The sequence below is a fragment of the Micromonospora sp. NPDC048905 genome (assembly GCF_040649655.1).
Taxonomy (GTDB): domain Bacteria; phylum Actinomycetota; class Actinomycetes; order Mycobacteriales; family Micromonosporaceae; genus Micromonospora.
The window spans coordinates 540,650-556,471 of sequence record NZ_JBEZFV010000003.1 but is presented as its reverse complement, the minus strand read 5'-3'; the positions used below and the strand labels follow the sequence as shown (position 1 = coordinate 556,471).

Annotated in this window: 14 protein-coding genes, 1 pseudogene and 1 riboswitch; of the genes and pseudogenes, 5 read left to right on the top strand and 10 right to left on the bottom strand. The window is 72.0% G+C overall.

Going from position 1 to position 15,822, the window contains the following annotated elements:
• Positions 1 to 274 precede the first annotated feature (274 nt).
• Complete coding sequence (locus AB0C01_RS10865; protein ID WP_357253710.1) at positions 275 to 421, bottom strand: hypothetical protein; 147 nt, start codon at positions 419 to 421, stop codon at positions 275 to 277.
• Between AB0C01_RS10865 and AB0C01_RS10860 the strand changes: the two genes are divergently transcribed.
• The gene (locus tag AB0C01_RS10860) at positions 372 to 1,502 is read left to right on the top strand and encodes an ABC transporter substrate-binding protein (RefSeq protein ID WP_357570960.1); all 1,131 of its coding nucleotides are present in this window, start codon (positions 372 to 374) and stop codon (positions 1,500 to 1,502) included. The two genes, AB0C01_RS10865 and AB0C01_RS10860, sit on opposite strands and share 50 nt — an antisense overlap.
• A 140-nt stretch (positions 1,503 to 1,642) precedes the next feature.
• Here the strand turns inward: AB0C01_RS10860 and AB0C01_RS10855 are convergent, their stop codons facing one another.
• Together AB0C01_RS10855 and AB0C01_RS10850 are read right to left on the bottom strand one after the other, a co-directional pair.
• A complete protein-coding gene (locus AB0C01_RS10855) occupies positions 1,643 to 2,455 on the bottom strand; it encodes an ABC transporter permease (protein ID WP_357253701.1) in 813 nt (270 codons plus the stop codon).
• A gap of 151 nt (positions 2,456 to 2,606) precedes the next feature.
• Positions 2,607 to 3,635, bottom strand: a complete 1,029-nt coding sequence (locus AB0C01_RS10850; protein ID WP_357570914.1) for an ABC transporter substrate-binding protein — start codon at positions 3,633 to 3,635, stop codon at positions 2,607 to 2,609.
• A 271-nt stretch (positions 3,636 to 3,906) separates the two neighbouring features.
• Between AB0C01_RS10850 and AB0C01_RS10845 the strand changes: the two genes are divergently transcribed.
• From AB0C01_RS10845 to AB0C01_RS10830, 4 genes are all read left to right on the top strand, one after another.
• Positions 3,907 to 4,692 carry an ABC transporter ATP-binding protein gene (locus AB0C01_RS10845; protein ID WP_357253534.1) on the top strand — a complete coding sequence of 262 codons (786 nt, stop codon included), beginning with the start codon at positions 3,907 to 3,909 and terminating at the stop codon, positions 4,690 to 4,692.
• A 2-nt stretch (positions 4,693 to 4,694) separates the two neighbouring features.
• A complete protein-coding gene (locus AB0C01_RS10840) occupies positions 4,695 to 5,645 on the top strand; it encodes an LLM class F420-dependent oxidoreductase (protein ID WP_357253702.1) in 951 nt (316 codons plus the stop codon).
• A complete protein-coding gene (locus AB0C01_RS10835; protein ID WP_007465195.1) occupies positions 5,642 to 5,950 on the top strand; it encodes a cupin in 309 nt (102 codons plus the stop codon). Before AB0C01_RS10840 ends, AB0C01_RS10835 begins: the two co-directional genes overlap by 4 nt.
• Positions 5,951 to 6,028: 78 nt before the next feature.
• On the top strand, positions 6,029 to 9,271 hold the full coding sequence (locus AB0C01_RS10830; RefSeq protein WP_357570913.1) for a hypothetical protein: 3,243 nt from the start codon (positions 6,029 to 6,031) through the stop codon (positions 9,269 to 9,271).
• Positions 9,272 to 9,452: 181 nt separating this feature from the next.
• On the opposite strand, the gene thiC is transcribed toward AB0C01_RS10830, so the two are convergent.
• The 7 genes and pseudogenes from thiC to thiE form a co-directional block, all read right to left on the bottom strand.
• Positions 9,453 to 11,045: a phosphomethylpyrimidine synthase ThiC gene (thiC, locus tag AB0C01_RS10825; RefSeq protein WP_357253538.1), complete on the bottom strand. Its 1,593-nt coding sequence runs from the start codon at positions 11,043 to 11,045 to the stop codon at positions 9,453 to 9,455.
• A gap of 17 nt (positions 11,046 to 11,062) precedes the next feature.
• Positions 11,063 to 11,848: a bifunctional hydroxymethylpyrimidine kinase/phosphomethylpyrimidine kinase gene (gene thiD, locus AB0C01_RS10820; protein WP_357570912.1), complete on the bottom strand. Its 786-nt coding sequence runs from the start codon at positions 11,846 to 11,848 to the stop codon at positions 11,063 to 11,065.
• A 251-nt stretch (positions 11,849 to 12,099) separates the two neighbouring features.
• Positions 12,100 to 12,651: pseudogene (locus AB0C01_RS10815) on the bottom strand (thiamine phosphate synthase); the annotation flags it as partial.
• Positions 12,652 to 12,776: 125 nt separating this feature from the next.
• Positions 12,777 to 13,556 carry a thiazole synthase gene (locus tag AB0C01_RS10810; RefSeq protein WP_357253542.1) on the bottom strand — a complete coding sequence of 260 codons (780 nt, stop codon included), beginning with the start codon at positions 13,554 to 13,556 and terminating at the stop codon, positions 12,777 to 12,779.
• Positions 13,553 to 13,753 (bottom strand): sulfur carrier protein ThiS, encoded by a 201-nt coding sequence (gene thiS / locus AB0C01_RS10805; protein WP_357253544.1) that lies wholly within the window; start codon positions 13,751 to 13,753, stop codon positions 13,553 to 13,555. Before thiS ends, AB0C01_RS10810 begins: the two co-directional genes overlap by 4 nt.
• The gene (gene thiO, locus AB0C01_RS10800; protein WP_357570959.1) at positions 13,744 to 14,901 is read right to left on the bottom strand and encodes a glycine oxidase ThiO; all 1,158 of its coding nucleotides are present in this window, start codon (positions 14,899 to 14,901) and stop codon (positions 13,744 to 13,746) included. The genes thiS and thiO overlap by 10 nt, the downstream gene beginning before the upstream one ends.
• Complete coding sequence (gene thiE, locus AB0C01_RS10795) at positions 14,898 to 15,524, bottom strand: thiamine phosphate synthase (RefSeq protein ID WP_357570911.1); 627 nt, start codon at positions 15,522 to 15,524, stop codon at positions 14,898 to 14,900. The genes thiO and thiE overlap by 4 nt, the downstream gene beginning before the upstream one ends.
• Positions 15,519 to 15,628: riboswitch (TPP riboswitch) on the bottom strand. It overlaps the preceding gene by 6 nt.
• Positions 15,629 to 15,822: the final 194 nt, after the last annotated feature.

Sequence of the window (15,822 nt, the reverse complement as noted above, 5' to 3'; positions counted from 1 at the left end):
GGTAGGAAACGGTCGGATGGAGCGCATCCCGTGATCCGGGCAACTGATACCTTCATTTCCGCAAGCCCCTGAACAGGGCATGTAACTCCTGAGTGGTCACGCGTGTATGCAAAGTGAGCTTTTGCAAACATTGCGTTACCCCAGCATGTGGGATGACCGTCCCGAAAATGCTACCGGGGTCCGCGCTTGACCACAGCGCCGGCCATTGGCAAGGTTTTGCAGGCTTCGCGCACACCGTACGGCAGAGGAGATCCCGTCTTCCACTGAGGACGGATTAGCGGCGGTGACCGGGCAGCGCCCGCGCCCGCACCTGGAGGACTGAGTTGAGCCCCATCCGCTCCGCGACCATCGCGGCGCTCGCATCGGCCGTAGTGGCCACCACGCTCACCGGCTGCCAGTTCGGCGGGGCGGAGCAGGACACGAGTCCGATCGTGATCGCCGCCGACCTCGAACTCTCCGGCGCCGCCGCCCCCGTCGGGCAGGCGTACAAGCGCGCACTGGAACTCAAGAGGGACCAGTTGAACTCTTCCGGAGCACTGAACAACCGGAAGATCGTACTGCGAGTGATGGACAACCGTTCCGACTCGGCCGAGTCACTTCGCAACATCGTCGACGCCAGCAGCGATTCCAAGGTCAGCGCCATCATCATGGGTGGCTGCAACGAATGCGCCGTCGGTGCGGTCGGAACCATCAACGAGAAGAGGATTCCCACCATTGCGCTCGCCGCTTCCGGCGCCATAACCAGCCCGGTCGCGGAACGGCGTTACATGTTCAAGCTCGGCCCCAACGCCCCGGACAGCGCGGCCGCACTGACCACCGAACTGCGTCGCAACAACATGCGCAAGGTGGGCGTGCTCGTCAGCGACAACGCCTACGGCCAGGAGGGCGCGACCGCGCTCAAGAGCGAGTTGGACAAGGCCAACATCACGTTCCGTGAACAGCGGGTCAAGACCACCGACACGGACGTCAGCCAGCAGATCCGAGAGCTCGCCACGGGCAAGCCCGACGCGCTGATCTTCTGGACCCCGCCGGAGCAGGCGACACTGGCTGCCACCAGCGCTTCCCAGACCACCTTCCGCGGGTCGCTCTACTTCGACGCGGGTGCCGCTGGCGACCTCTTCCTCGGGGCGGCGGCCAGGGCGACCGAACGGGCCACGCTGATCTACACCCAGACGATGGTGATCGACGACGTCATCGCGACCACACCGGCCAAGGCGGCGCGGCGGCAGTGGTTCCAGGACTACACCGCGCGCTTCGGTGGCTACAACGGGTCCTCGTCCTTTGCGGCGGACGCCGTCCAGTTGATCGCCGACGCGGAACTTCGGGCCGGTGGTGACATCGGGAAGGTGGACCGTGACGGCATTCGGAACGTGCTCGAAACGTCCCAGATGGACGGCCTGTCGGGCCCGATCCGAATGACGCCGGACAACCACAGCGGGCTGATGCCGCAGGCGCTCACCACGCTCGTCGCCCGTAACGGCCGTTGGCGCCTGGCCGGGTGACGACCGCCGGGCCACCGGTTGACGCATGATCAACTCGGCGTCATCAATCTCGCTCTAACCGAGTCGACCACCAAAAAGGGCCGGCCTCCCCGACGGGAGGCCGGCCCTGCGCATTGCCAATCTTGATCTTGTCGCCTGGGTCAGCGGCTGCTCGTGGTTTCGCGCACCCAGGGCAGCGCGAACCGTTCGATCAACAGAAGCGCCGAGTAGAGCAGAATGCTCACCAACGCCACCAACATGATCGCCGCCCACGCGGTGGCGGTGTCGCCGACGCCGGCGTACTGCGTGATGACGTAGCCGAGGCCACTCTCGCCGGCCTGGAACTCACCGATCACCGCGCCGATCGCGGCCAGCGGCATGGCCACCTTGAGCCCCACGAAGATCTGCGGCAGCGCGGCCGGGAAGCGCACCTTGCGGAACGCCTGCCAGCGGGAGGCGTTCCAGGAACGCACCAGTTCGGCCAGATCAGCGGGCGTGGTGGTCAGCCCGGTCGCGGTCGAGAGCACGATCGGAAAGAAGCAGAGCAGGAACACCATGGTCAGGATCGGCTTCTGACCCCAACCGAGCGCCACCACCAGCAACGGGCCCAACGTGATCTTCGGCACCGCGTTCACCGCGACCAGCAGCGGAGTGAACATCCGCTCCACCGTGCCGGAACTGGCCAGGGATAGTCCGATCAGGATGCCGGCCGCCGCCGAGAGCGCGAAGCCGATCAGGATCTCCAGCAGGGTGTCCCAGGTGTGCTCCAGCATCTGGGCGGGCTTGTCGACGAACGCGGTGAGCACATCGCCAGGCGGTGGCAGCGCCGCCGGATGGACCAGTTCCAGCCGGGCGATCAGCCACCACGCCGCCAGGGCGACCAGGAGGCCGGCCGCGGGCAGCAGCGCCGCCCCGGCCCCGGCGCGGAGACCGGCACCTCGACCCGCCCGCCCCGCCTCGGGTCCGACACCCATGGGTGGGGATGTCGCCACCGCCGGGTCCACCGACCGGACGTCGGTCATCTTGTCCTCCTCGAAGTCCCACGGCCCCCCGGGGGCCGACGAGCGACGGGGGTACGCCCCACCGGAGACCGGCGGGACGCACCCCCTGGTGACGACCGGACGATCAGGCCTTCGGCGCGAGGCTGAAGTCGATGATCTGCTCGGGGGTGATGTTCTGCTTGAGCGCGCCCGCGCCCTGCAGGATGGCGATGCTCTTGGCGACCCGACCGCTGTCCAGGGTGCCGATCGCGGTACCGGTGTTGCCGGAGCGGACGTACGCGGCCATCAGCTCCAGCTCGGCGGCGGCGGCGACCGGGTTGGCGGCGTCGACGTTCTTCTTCAGGATCTCGCCGGCCTCCTTGGAGTTGGCCAGGCTGTAATCCAGACCCTTGAGCAGCGCCGCGGTGAACTTCTTCACCATCTCGGGCTTCTCCTTGGCGATCTTGGAGGAGGTGATCAGCACGTTGCCGTAGAGGTCCTGCATCACGTTGCTGTACGGCAGCATGACTGCCTTCTTCTTGGCCACCACCTCGATGGTCGGCTGGCCGACGACGAACTGGCCGATGCCGTCCACCGCGCCGGAGGCGAGCGTGCCGATCAGGGCCTGCGCCTCACCGTTGACCCAGGTCACCTTGCTCGCGTCCACACCGGCGAGCCGGGCGTACGTCGGGAAGAGGTTGCGGACCACGGACCCAGGCGTATCGGCGAGCTTCTTGCCCTCCAGGTCCTTCGGCGTGGCGATGCTCTTGCCCTCGACCGAGGCGATGCCGGCCATGGTGCGCTGCTGGATCGCGGCCACCACGGTGAAGTCCTTCGCCTGGCCGTTGCCGACCTGGAGCAGGCTGCCGGTGAGGTCGACCGGGCCGAAGTCGGCCTGGCCACCGACGATGGTCTGGATCACGCCGCCGGTGCCCTGACCAGGCTTGATCTCGACCTCGAAGCCGGCGTCCTTGAAGAAGCCCTTCTCCTTCGCCACCCAGGCGTAGGAGTCACGGCCGAAGTTGCCGAAGGAGGTGAGGTAGGTCACCTTCTCCAGTCCCCCGCCCTTGCCGCCCTTGGCGTCAGACGAGTCCGACCCGCTGCTGCAGGCGGAAACGAGAGCGAGGGCAGTGGCCAGCGCGGCCGTCGCGACCGTACGGGTCAGCCTTCTCATCAGTAGCACCATGTCCTTTCCAGCCGGGGCCGACAGGCCGCCGGAGGGGGTTGTCATGACGGGCCGGCGGGAGGGGTGGAAGCCGGGCGCCGCCGTCGTGGGGGGACTCTTCGCGGGCACAGCGTACGAGAAAGCCACAGTTGCGACGCCAGGCGTATCGGGTTGCGGAACGGAAACAACCTCATGACCACCCCGGACAGTGCGATACGAGGGCAGGCCAGCTAGCCTTTGCCGGATTCCTGACCGTCCACTCAGCGGAGGTACGCCGGAGATGATCCAATTGGCGGGGGTGTCCCGTACCTTCGAAGGCCGATCAGGCCGGGTCGAAGCGCTGCGTGGCATCGACCTCGACGTCGCCGAGGGTGAGTTCGTCGCCGTGCTCGGCCGCTCCGGCTGCGGTAAGTCCACACTGCTGCGCCTGATCGCCGGGCTGCTCCCGCTGACCGCCGGTGAGATCACCGTGGCCGGCACGCCGATCTCCCGTCCCCGCCAGGACATCGCCATGCTGTTCCAGAAGCCGGCGCTGCTGCCCTGGCGCACCGTGCTGGACAACGTCATGCTGCCGGTGGAGATCTTCGGCTGGAGCCGCGCCAAGCACCGCGAGCGCGCCCGGCAACTGCTCGACGTGGCCGGGCTGGCCGGGTTCGAGAAGCGGCTGCCGCACGAACTCTCCGGCGGCATGCAGCAGCGGGTGTCGCTGTGCCGCTCGTTGATCGGCGAGCCCCGGGTGATGCTGATGGACGAGCCGTTCTCCGCGCTGGACGCGCTCACCCGCGAGGAACTCTCCGGCGAACTCCAGCGGGTCCACATGGAGAACAAGCCGACGATCGTCTTCGTCACCCACTCGATCGACGAGGCGGTGCTGCTCGCCGACCGGGTGGTCGTGCTGAGCCCCCGCCCCGGCCGGATCCGCAAGGTGGTGGACGTCACCATCCCCCGGCCGCGCACCCTGGGCCGCAACGCCCACCTGGCCGATGTCGCACGCGTCAGCGCCGACCTGCACGAGCTGCTGATGGAACGCGACCAGCCGGCCACGGCCGGCGCGGAAGGACGATGACCATGCGGGTGTCGGTCTTCACCGAGCCGAACCGTGGCGCCAGCTACGACACGCAGCTCCGGTTCGCCCGACTGGTCGAGGCCTGCGGGTACGAGGGCTTCCTCCGCGCCGACCACTACCAGTCGATGGGCGCCGACCCGGGACTGCCCGGCCCGACGGACGCCTGGCTGACCCTCGCCGCGCTGGCCCGGGAGACCGAGCGGATCCGGCTCGGCACCCTGGTGACGTCGGCCACCTTCCGCCTGCCCGGCCCGCTCGCGGTGATGGTCGCGCAGGTCGACCAGATGAGCGGCGGCCGGGTCGACCTGGGCATCGGCGCCGGCTGGTACGAACGCGAGCACACCTCGTACGGCATCCCGTTCCCGCCGGTCGGCGAGCGCTTCGACCGGCTGGCCGAGCAACTTGAGGTGATCACCGGGCTGTGGCAGACCCCGGCCGGGGAGACCTACAGCTTCAGCGGCGACCACTACCGCCTGGTGGACGCGCCGGCCCTACCCAAGCCGGTGCAGGCGCCCGGACCGCCGATCATCGTGGGCGGACGCGGCCCGAAGCGCACCCCCGAGCTGGCCGCCCGGTACGCCGACGAGTTCAACATGCCGTTCAAGTCCGTGGCGGACACCGCCACCGCGTTCGACCGGGTACGTGAGGCGTGCGAGCGCACCGGTCGGACGGAGTCCGGTCGTCCGCCGCTGGTGCTCTCCGCCGGGCTCGTCGTGGCCATCGGCCGCACCGACGCCGAGGCCCAGCGTCGGGCCGCGCCTCTGCACGAGAAGAGCGCGCTGCCGCCGGAGGACCCGGTGGTCGGCTCCCCCGCGCAACTCGCGCAGCGGATCGGCGAGTTCGCCGCGATCGGCGCCACCCGCGTCCACCTGCGCCTGATCGACTTCGCAGACCTCGACCACCTTGAGCTGATCGCCGCCGAGGTGCTCCCCCAACTGGACGGAGAACGATGACCGACGTGATCGACGGAACCGAACTCGGGCCGGTGGGCCAGGAGATCGTGTACGAGAACGACCGGGTCCGGGTCTGGCACATCCGGCTCGAGCCGGGTGAGCGCCAACCGCTGCACAGGCATGACCACCCGTACCTGGTGGTGGCGATCGAGGGCGCGAAGAACGTCGTGCAGACCATCGACGGCACGCGCATCGACGCCGACGAGCCCACCGGTGGAGTCGTCTACCGCGACCCCGGAGCCGTACACATGCTCACCAATGTCGGAGACACGACTTACCTGGCCCGACTGGTCGAACTCAAGTAGACCCGCCGAGCGGCGAGCCGACGCGCCGCGCGGCGCGCCGGTGGCGGTCGGGTGTACGGGGTGCGTAACGTGCCGGACATGGCCTTTCGGACCTGGGGCAGACTGCTGCTCACGGCGCTCGGGGTGAGCGTGCTGGCCGGGGCCGGCCAGCTCGGCGTCGCGTACGGTTTCGGCATCGTCCGGCTGACCGGCGCCTTCACCGGTACGACCGTCAACCAGTGGCCCGCCCAGCTCGTCTGGGTGGGCTGGTTCGCCGCGAACGCCGCCGTCGTCGGTGCTGTCCTGACCGGACGCCTCGCGCGCAGCGATGCACCCGCGGCCAGCACCGGCCGACAGTTGGCGATCGGCGGCGCGGCGGCGCTCGGCGCCACCGTCATCGCCCCGCTCTGCATGCAGCCCGCCCGCGCCGCGGAGTTGATCTCCGTCGACCCGGTCTGGGCGGTGGGCATCTGCGCCGTACTGGGCGCGGTGATCGGGGCGGGCGCCGCGATCGCGGTGCTGCTCCGGCCCGAGCTGGGCTGGAACATGACGGCGGTGGCCGGCGTGGTCTGGCTGCTGGCACTGATCTCCGTCCTGCCGTCGCTCGGCACGGCCGGCCCGCTGCCGACCGTCCGGCTCGGTGTGCTCGAGCCAAGCTGGCTGAGCGACTCTGCCGCCCAGCGGCTGGCGCTGCTCCTGCTGCCCATCGTGGCGCTGCTGGCCGGGGCCGCGACCGCCGGGCTGGCTCGCTGGCGGGGGCAGGAGCCCCTGATCAGCGGGGCGACCGGGGTGGCCGGTCCGGTGCTGGTGGCGTTCGCCTACCTGACCGCCGGCCCCGGCGACTCCGTCGACCGCTACCAGGTGAATCCCTACTACGGCTCGCTGATCGCGATCCTCGCCGGCGCGCTCGGCGCAGCCGCCGCCGCGCTGCTGCGCTGGCCGACACGCGCTCGCACCCCGGATTCGCAGGCGATCGAACCCAGCGCCATCCTGCGCCCGCTCCCCACCGGCCCGGCCCTGCCCAACGCCGCGTCGCCGAGTCGGGAGCACGACCCGGACGCCGCCGAGCGGACCGACGCGCCCTCGGCCGGCGGGTCGCCAGCCGGCGGGGTACTGGTAGGCGGAAAGGTTGCCGACACCACCCCAGGTCCGCGTGCCGCGGACGGCTCCGACGGCGTCCGCACCGTGCCGGCCCACTGGGACTGGCCGACGACCACCGCGAGCGGCCAGCACGGTGCGACGCCTGCCGCTCCGGCGACCTCGGCGACCTGGCGGACCGATCCGACAGGTGAGTTCACCGCCGGGAGGCCGACGCCCACGGCGAGCCGGGACGACGTCACCTCTCCGGCGGAGACCGCCGCGATGTCCGCACCGATCTCCCCCGCCGCCAGCAGCCCGACCAGCACCACGGCCGGGCGCGCGACCCCGACAGATGGTCCCGCAGCCGACGCGCCGACCGCCCCCACCGCGACGGGCACGAGCGGTGGACGCAGCACCCGCAGGGACACCACCACCTCCGCCCCGACCAGCACGGCCCGAACCAGCACGGACGGCACCGCCAGCACGGGTACGCCCAGCGCCGGCACCGCCAGCATGGCCACGCCCAGCACGAGCGCGCCGAGCGCCGGCACCGGAACGGCCGGGGCGAGCGCGCCGAGCGCCGGCACCGGAACGGCCGGGGCGAGCGCGCCGAGCGCCGGCACCGCCAGCATCGGAACGGCCGGTGCGAGCACGCCCACCCTCGGCAACGCCAGCACGGCCACGCCCGGCACGGCCACGCCCAGCACGAGCGCGCCCAACACGGCCACGCCCAGCACGGCGACGCCCAGCACGAGCACGCCCAGCGCCGGCACCGCCAGCACGGGCACGCCCAGCACGAGCGCTGCCAGCGCGACCGCTGCCGACGCGAACAAGGCCAGCACCGCAACCACCGACGCGACCAGGGGCAGCGCCGGGACCACCGACACGGGCGCGGCCACCACGGCAACCACCGGCACGGGCGGAGTCGAGCCTGGCACGGCCGACGCACCGTTGACGGTCAAGCCGCGTCGTGCCCGCAAGCCGAAGGCCGGCCCGCTCGACGCCACCACCAAGCCCGCCGACAGCACGCCGGGGTCGACGACCTCCGACGAGCCGGGTGCCGGCACTGCCGTGCCGGACAGAGAGGGCCGGGACACCACGTCTACCCCGACCGCCGAGGCCACCCCGACCGCCGCGACCTCCACGGAAGCAGCGGCCCCGGCGACCAGAACCGGTCGGACGAGAACCCCCGTGACCCGGACCGCCACTGGTCCGATGAGAACACCCGTCCCGACCACCACCGGTCCGACCGCCACACCGGTCCCGACCACCACCGGTCCGACGAAGACCCCCGTCCCGACCACCACCGGTCCGGCGTTCGCCCCCATCCCGACCACCAGCGGTCCGGCCGGGGCACCGGCTACCCCGGCCGGCACCAGGGCAGAGGCGGTCGATCCGCCGCGTACCCCGGACGTCGTCGGCACCGGTCCCACGGCGCGAGCGGCCGAACCGGCCGGAGGGTCGGCCGCCGCCGGGGCGGGCGAGACCACCAGCGCGCGGCCCGCCGAAGACGGTCCCGTCGCCAGCGGCCCGGACACGGTCCTCTGGACGCCGGCGTCGTCGTCCTGGTCGGTCACCCCGGCCTGGACCGTGCCACCACAGACGTCCGAGTCGGGAGCCACGGCAGCGGTGCCACCACAGGCGTCCGAGTCGGGCGCCACCGCAGCGGAGCCGCCGACCGGGCCGGACGAGCCGACCGGGCCGGCGCCGAAGCCCCGGCACCGGGTACCGCTGCCGGATCTGAGCCAGGCCGGCACCTGGAACGCGTTCGACACCACCCGCCGCGCCGCCCCGACGGGGTCGTCGGACAGCTCGACGGCCCGGCCGGCGACGACCGTGGCCAGCGAGTTGGCCGCTCCGACCAGACATCCGGTCCCGGCGGAATCTCCGGTCGTACCGGGCTGGGCTGGCGCGCCCACCGGCGACCGGGTAAGCACCAGCGGCCCGGCCACCACCGGCGACCGGGCGAGCATCGCCGACACCAGCGATCCGGTGAGCACCGACGACCCGGCGAGCACCGACGCGAAGGTGGCCGAGCAACCTTCCCGGCGCGGACGGCTCGGCGGTCTGTTCCGCCGCAACAGGTCCCGCAGCGACGAGAAGGGCGCCGAGGCATCGGACGCGACGGAGGCCCTGCCGACCCAGGACGAGGAGTTCGTCGACTGGGTCGCCGGTTTGGGCAAGCCGGTGTCGGACAACGAGCCCGAGCAGGAGAGCGGCCGACGCTCGCTGCGCTCCACCGGCCGGCACCACCGCGACTGACCCACCGGCCGGCACCGCCCCCGGCCGCCGGCCGGGGGGGCCGGAACCCCGATCGGTTGCGCCTGATCCACTCGGGTTCATTGGTCTCGGGCTGTCCTAGCCGCCCGGATACCGCAATACCAGTGAACCCGAGTGGATCACCTCGGGGACGGCGGGTTCGCCGCGCTCGGCCCGGCGCAGGTCAGGCCAGCGGCAGGTAGACCTTGCCTCCGCCGGAGAGGAACTCCTCCGACTTGCCCTGCATGCCGCGTGCCGCGTACTCCTTGAGCTCTTGCGTGATCTTCATGGAGCAGAACTTCGGGCCGCACATCGAGCAGAAGTGTGCCGTCTTCGCCGGCTCGGCCGGCAGCGTCGCGTCGTGGTACGAACGCGCCGTCTCCGGGTCCAACGAGAGGTTGAACTGGTCCTCCCAGCGGAACTCGAACCGGGCCTTCGACAACGCGTCGTCCCAGTCCTGCGCGCCGGGGTGCCCCTTGGCCAGGTCCGCCGCGTGGGCCGCGATCTTGTACGCGATCACGCCCGCCTTCACGTCGTCCCGGTCCGGCAGGCCGAGGTGCTCCTTCGGCGTGACGTAGCAGAGCATCGCGGTGCCGAACATGCCGATCATCGCGGCGCCGATCGCCGAGGTGATGTGGTCGTACGCGGGCGCGATGTCGGTGGTCAGTGGGCCGAGCGTGTAGAAGGGCGCCTCGTGGCACCACTCCTGCTGAAGGTCCACGTTCTCCTTGATCTTGTGCATGGGCACGTGACCGGGTCCCTCGATCATCACCTGCACGTCGTGCTCCCAGGCGATCTTGGTCAGCTCGCCGAGCGTGCGCAGCTCGGCGAACTGCGCCTCGTCGTTGGCGTCCGCGATCGAACCGGGACGCAGCCCGTCGCCGAGCGAGAACGTCACGTCGTAGCGCGCGAGCAGCGCGGACAGCTCCGCGAAGTTGGTGTAGAGGAAGTTCTCCTCGTGGTGCGCCAGGCACCACGCCGCCATGATCGAGCCGCCCCGGGAGACGATCCCGGTGACCCGGTCCACGGCCAGCGGCACGTACGGCAGCAGCACCCCGGCGTGCACCGTCATGTAGTCCACGCCCTGCTCGGCCTGCTCGATCACGGTCTCCCGGAACACCTCCCAGCTCAACTTCACCGGGTCGCCGCCGACCTTCTCCAACGCCTGGTAGATCGGCACCGTCCCGATCGGCACCGGCGAGTTCCGCACGATCGCCTCGCGGGTCTCGTGGATCCGCTTCCCGGTGGACAGGTCCATCACGGTGTCCGCGCCCCAGCGGGTGGCCCAGGTGAGCTTCTCCACCTCCTCGGCGACCGACGAGCTGACCGCCGAGGTGCCGATGTTGGCGTTCACCTTGACCAGGAACGCCTTGCCGATGATCGCCGGCTCGCACTCCGGGTGGTTCACGTTGAGCGGCAGCACCGCCCGGCCGGCGGCGATCTCGGCCCGGACCAGCTCCGGGTCGACGTTCTCCCGGATCGCCACGAACTCCATCTCCGGCGTCACCACCCCGGCCCGCGCGTACGCGAGCTGGGTGGGACGGCGACCGTCCGCGCCGGCGAGCGGCGTGCCCGCGCCCCGGACCGGGGCCACGTCACCCCGCTCGGCGATCCACGGGCCGCGCAACGCGGGCAACCCCACCTCCGGGTCCGACCCGGGACCGGACGTGTCGTAGAGCCGCACCGGCGGAAGATCCCCGGTCAGCCCCACCTCCGCGAACGGCACCCGGACATCCGGCCGTGAACCCTCGACGTACACCTTGCCTCGTGCCTGCATGACAGCCTCCCTGGTGATCAAGCGGACCAGCCGAAGTGGTCCAGCGGTCCACGCCCCGCGCCCAGCTCCCAACTCCGTGCGCCGGTCAGCGCACGGAGCACGTACTTTTTCGCGGCCTCTACCGCCGCCGGCACCGGATCGCCCAGCGCGAGCCGCACGGCGATCGCCGCCGAGAACGAACACCCGGTGCCGTGCGTGTGCCGGGTGTCCACCCGGGGGGCGCGCAGCAGCGTCGTCACCCCGCCGCCGTGCAGCACGTCGACCGCCTCGCCGCCGTCCAGGTCACCGCCGGTGACCACGACGTACTCCGGGCCGCCGGCCACCAGAGCCTCGGCGGCCACGACCATCCCGGCCACGTCGTCCACCGGGCGTCCGGTGATGGCCGCGGCCTCCGCGCAGTTCGGCGTCGCCACCCTCGCGTACGGCAGCAGCCGCTCCACCGCACCCACCACACCGAGCCGGTGTCCACTGGTGGCGACCAGCACCGGATCGACGACGAGCTGAGGCAGCCGACCGTCCCGGGCAGCCTCGGCCACCGCGTCGGCGACCGCCGGGGTGCCGAGCATCCCCGTCTTGACCGCGCGCACGGTGAAATCCGTGAGTACGCTCTCCAGTTGCTCGACGACAGTGCGCGGCGGCAGCGGCAGCACGGCGTCGACACCACGGGTGTTCTGCGCGGTGACCGCGGTGAGGACGCTCGTGCCGTACGCGCCCAGCGCCGCGAAGACCTTGAGGTCGGCCTGGATGCCCGCGCCGCCGCCGGAGTCTGAGCCGGCGATGGTGAGGATGGTGGTTGGGGTCACTTCTCCTCCTTGGTTGCGGTTGGGGGCTGGCCGTTCTTGGTTGCGGTTGCGGGCTGCGGCGGACCGTTGCTGGTTGCGGTTGGGGGCTGCGGCCGACCGTGCCCACTCCGGGCGGTCAGGCTTGATCCCTGCGTGGGCACGGTCAGCCGCAGCCCTGACGTGGAGACCTGGGTGACCCCGCGCCGGGTTTGGGTCAGCTTTGGGGTGACCGCCTCGACATAGGCGCTGGTCAGGGCGGTGGCTGTTTCGGCGGGGTCTTTTGCTCGCATGATTGCGCCCAGCACTGCCACCCCTGCGGCTCCTGCCTCTACGCAGGCGGTTACCTGTTCTGGGGTTTCGAGGCCGCCCAGCGCCAGTACCGGGACGGGGCTGATCCTGGTCAGCTTCCGTAGGCCGTCCGGTCCCAGGGGTGGGCCGTAACCCGGTTTGGTCTTGGTGGGCCAGATCGGGGAGATGGTGGCGTATTTTTCGGTGGTCAGGCGGTTCAGTTCGGTTTCGTCGTGGCAGGAGCGGCCGACCAGGCGGTGGGTCGGCGGCGGGTACGGGCCGGCGGCGGGCAGGTGGACGGCGTCGCCGCCGAGCGGGTCGGGGCCGGCCACGACGAGGGTCCCGCCGACGTCGGCCAGGATCGCGCGCAGGCCGGCGGCGAGGGCGGCGCGCTCGACGCGGGGCAGGTCCATCTCGCGCAGCACCACCCAACGCACTCCCCCGGCCACCGCACCCGCAACAACCCGCTCAATCCCACCGCGAGCAACCAGCCGACGATCGGTCAGAACGACAACCCCCGACGGCACGGTCCCCAACGAGATCTTGGAAGGAATCGGCCCCTCCAGGGGCACTTTGCTTCCAAGATCTCCCGGCGGCAGCGCGCCTGCGGGCGGCAGCGGGCCTCCCGGCGGCAGTGGGCCTGCGGGTGGCGGCGGGCCGGTCACAGGTCGGGTCTTCCCTCGTCGGGGGTGGAGGCGAGCGCGTGGAAGCGGCGCTCGATCCGGCCGGCGCCGGCCGCGAGCCGGCCCGCCTCGACCGCGTACCGCATCGCGGTGGCCATCGCCACCGGGTCCGCGGCCCGGGTCACCGCGCTGGCCAGCAGCACCCCGTCGCAGCCCAACTCCATGGCCAGGGCCGCGTCGGAGGCGGTGCCGATGCCGGCGTCGAGGATCACCGGCACGTCGACACCCTGGCGGATGAGCCGGATGTGGTGCGGGTTGCCGATGCCCAGCCCCGAGCCGATCGGCGAGCCGGCCGGCATCACCGCGGCACAGCCCACGTCGGCGAGACGGCGGGCGAGCACCGGGTCGTCGCTCGTGTACGGCAGCACGGTGAAGCCGTCGGCGACCAGTTCCTCGGCGGCGCGGAGCAACTCGATCCCGTCGGGCAGCAGCGTCCGCTCGTCGCCGATCACCTCCAGCTTCACCCAGTCGGTGTCGAACGCGTCCCGGGCCAGCCGGGCCACCTTCACCGCCTCGGTCGCCGTATAACAGCCGGCGGTGTTGGGCAGCAGCCGTACCCCGCAGCGGTCCAGCAGGTCCAGCAGCCCGCCAGCGGTGCCCGGGGCAGTGTCCACCCGGCGCAGGGCCAGGGTGACCAGCTCGGTGCCGGACGCCCGGATGGCCTGCTCCAGCACGTGCAGGTTGGCGGCACCACCGGTGCCGAGGATCAGCCGTGAGGTGAACGTCTCCCCACCCAGCTCGAACGACACGCCCGTCACCCGCCCTGCGCCGCGGTGAGCACCTCGACGCGGTCGCCGTCGCGCAGCGCCGTGGTCGCCCAGCCTGCCCGGGGCACCACCTCGCCGTTCACCGCGACGGCCACCCCCCGGGGTTGCGGGGCGACGACACCGACCAGGTCAGCCACGGACATCTCAGCCGGGACGCTTCGTCCGGCCCCGTTCACCGTCAACTCCACAGGTCCCCCTTCATCGTCGGTTCGGGTCCGCCGTCCGCCGCCGCGCCGGCGAACCGGTCCGGCCGGAAGGGCGCGAGCAGCGGATCGGGTACGCCGGTGAGCGCCAGGTCCGCGATCAGGTCGGCGGTGATCGGGGTGAGCACGATGCCGTGCCGGTGGTGACCGGTGGCGGCCAGCACGTCCGGCCGGCCGGGCAGGGGCCCGAGGATCGGCGCGTTGTCCGGGGTACCTGGGCGCAGCCCGGCGACCGCCTCGACCAGGTCGTACTCGGCCAGTTCGGGCAGCAGGTCCACCCCGGCGCGGAGCAGCCGCTGCACGGCGCCGGCGGTGACCGTGGTGTCCGACCGTTCCTCGACCGTCGCGCCGAGGACGACCTCACCGTCGGCGCGGGGCACCAGGTAGACGTGCTCGCCGTCGGCGTACCCCCGGATCACGTGCCGGAAGCCCGGCGCGACGCCGCCGGGCGCGCGGAGCCGGAGGATCTGGCCCTTCACCTGCCGCACGGGCAGGCCGGTGAGTGCGGCGGACCCGCAGCCGGCGGCGACAACCGTGACGCCCGCGTCCACGTCGGACAGGTGTCGGACACCGTGCGGCACCAGCGCCGCGCCGGCCCGCTGCGCGGCCGTGCGCAGCGCCGGCACCAGCAGCCGGGGGTCGACCTGGTGGTCGGTGGGCGCGAGCGCGCCGCCGCGCACCCGGGGGGCGAGCGCCGGTTCGCGGTCGCGCAGCTCGCTGGGGCGCAGTGGGGTCACCGGCAGGCCCAACCCCTGCTGGTACGCCCACAGCCGGCGCGCCTCGGCCAGGTCGTCGCCGGTCAACCCGACCAGCAGGGTGCCCTCGGTGCGGTAGCCGATGTCGGCGCCTGTCGCGTCGGCCAACTCCTCGGTGAAGGTTGGCCAGCGGGCGGCGGACGCCAGCAGCAGCTCGGTCAGTTGCCGCTCACCGAAGTACGCCTCGGCGACCGGGGCGAGCATGCCGGCGGCCACCGCCGACGCCCCCGAGCCGGGTGCCGGATCGTGCACCACCACCCGTAGCCCACGGGCGGCGCAGCGCCAGGCGATCGCCAGCCCGATCGGCCCCGCCCCGACCACCGCCACGTCCGGCCGGGTCCGGTCGATCGACGGCGCCGACGGGAACCGGCCGGTCAGCACGTCAGGGCCTCGATCAGCGTGGCGGTCGCACGCGCCGGGTCGGCGGCGGCGGACACCGCACCGACCACGGCCACCCCGTACGCCCCGGCGGCCCGCAGCTCCGGCACCCGCGCGGCGGTCACGCCACCGATCGCGATGACCGGCACGTCGACGGCGTCGGCCACGGCGCGGACCCCGGTCGGCCCGATCGGGTCCGGCAGGCCGGACTTGGTGCTGGTGGGGTGGCACGGGCCGACACCCAGGTAGGTGGCGCCCGCCGCGACGGCCTCGGTTGCCGTCTCCGGCGCGCGGGCAGTGGCTCCCAGCACACCGGTGGGGCCGAGCACCCGACGGGCGGCGGCCACCGGGAGGTCGTCCGCTCCGATGTGTCCGCCGGCCGCGCCCACCGCCAGCGCCACGTGCAGCCGGTCGTTGACCAGGCAAGTCGCCTCGTACGACAGGCAGAGCGCCAGCACCCGCCGGGCCAACTCGTACGCCTCGCGGTCGGTGGCGGAGTCCTCGACCCGGACCTGCACGACCAGGTCGGCGCGGGCCACCGTGAGGGCGGCCCGGACCACGGTGAGCGGGTCCCGACCGGGTCGGGTGTCGGTGATCAGATGCAGTCGCCCCAGGGACGGCACGGCAACTCTCCTCCCTGCGCCGGCATTATCCGGATCAGGTTCGACGGTCGGGGGCTGTCAGCCCCCCTCTCAGCCCGGTACACCGGGCTCCCGTGGGTTACTTGCGTGTCACCGTACGACAGATCCGTCGGTCTGCCAAGGCGAGGTTCGGCGGCGGCCGGTGGGCCGGAACGCACCGAATCGAGCTAGATCTGTGTGGCGGTTCATGCGGTCCTGTTCGGAATGTCGCCTGCCGTTGCAGAACCGTTACCCGCCGGCATCTTGCCGGACATCGAGCCAGTCGAATTAATTTGTTTAG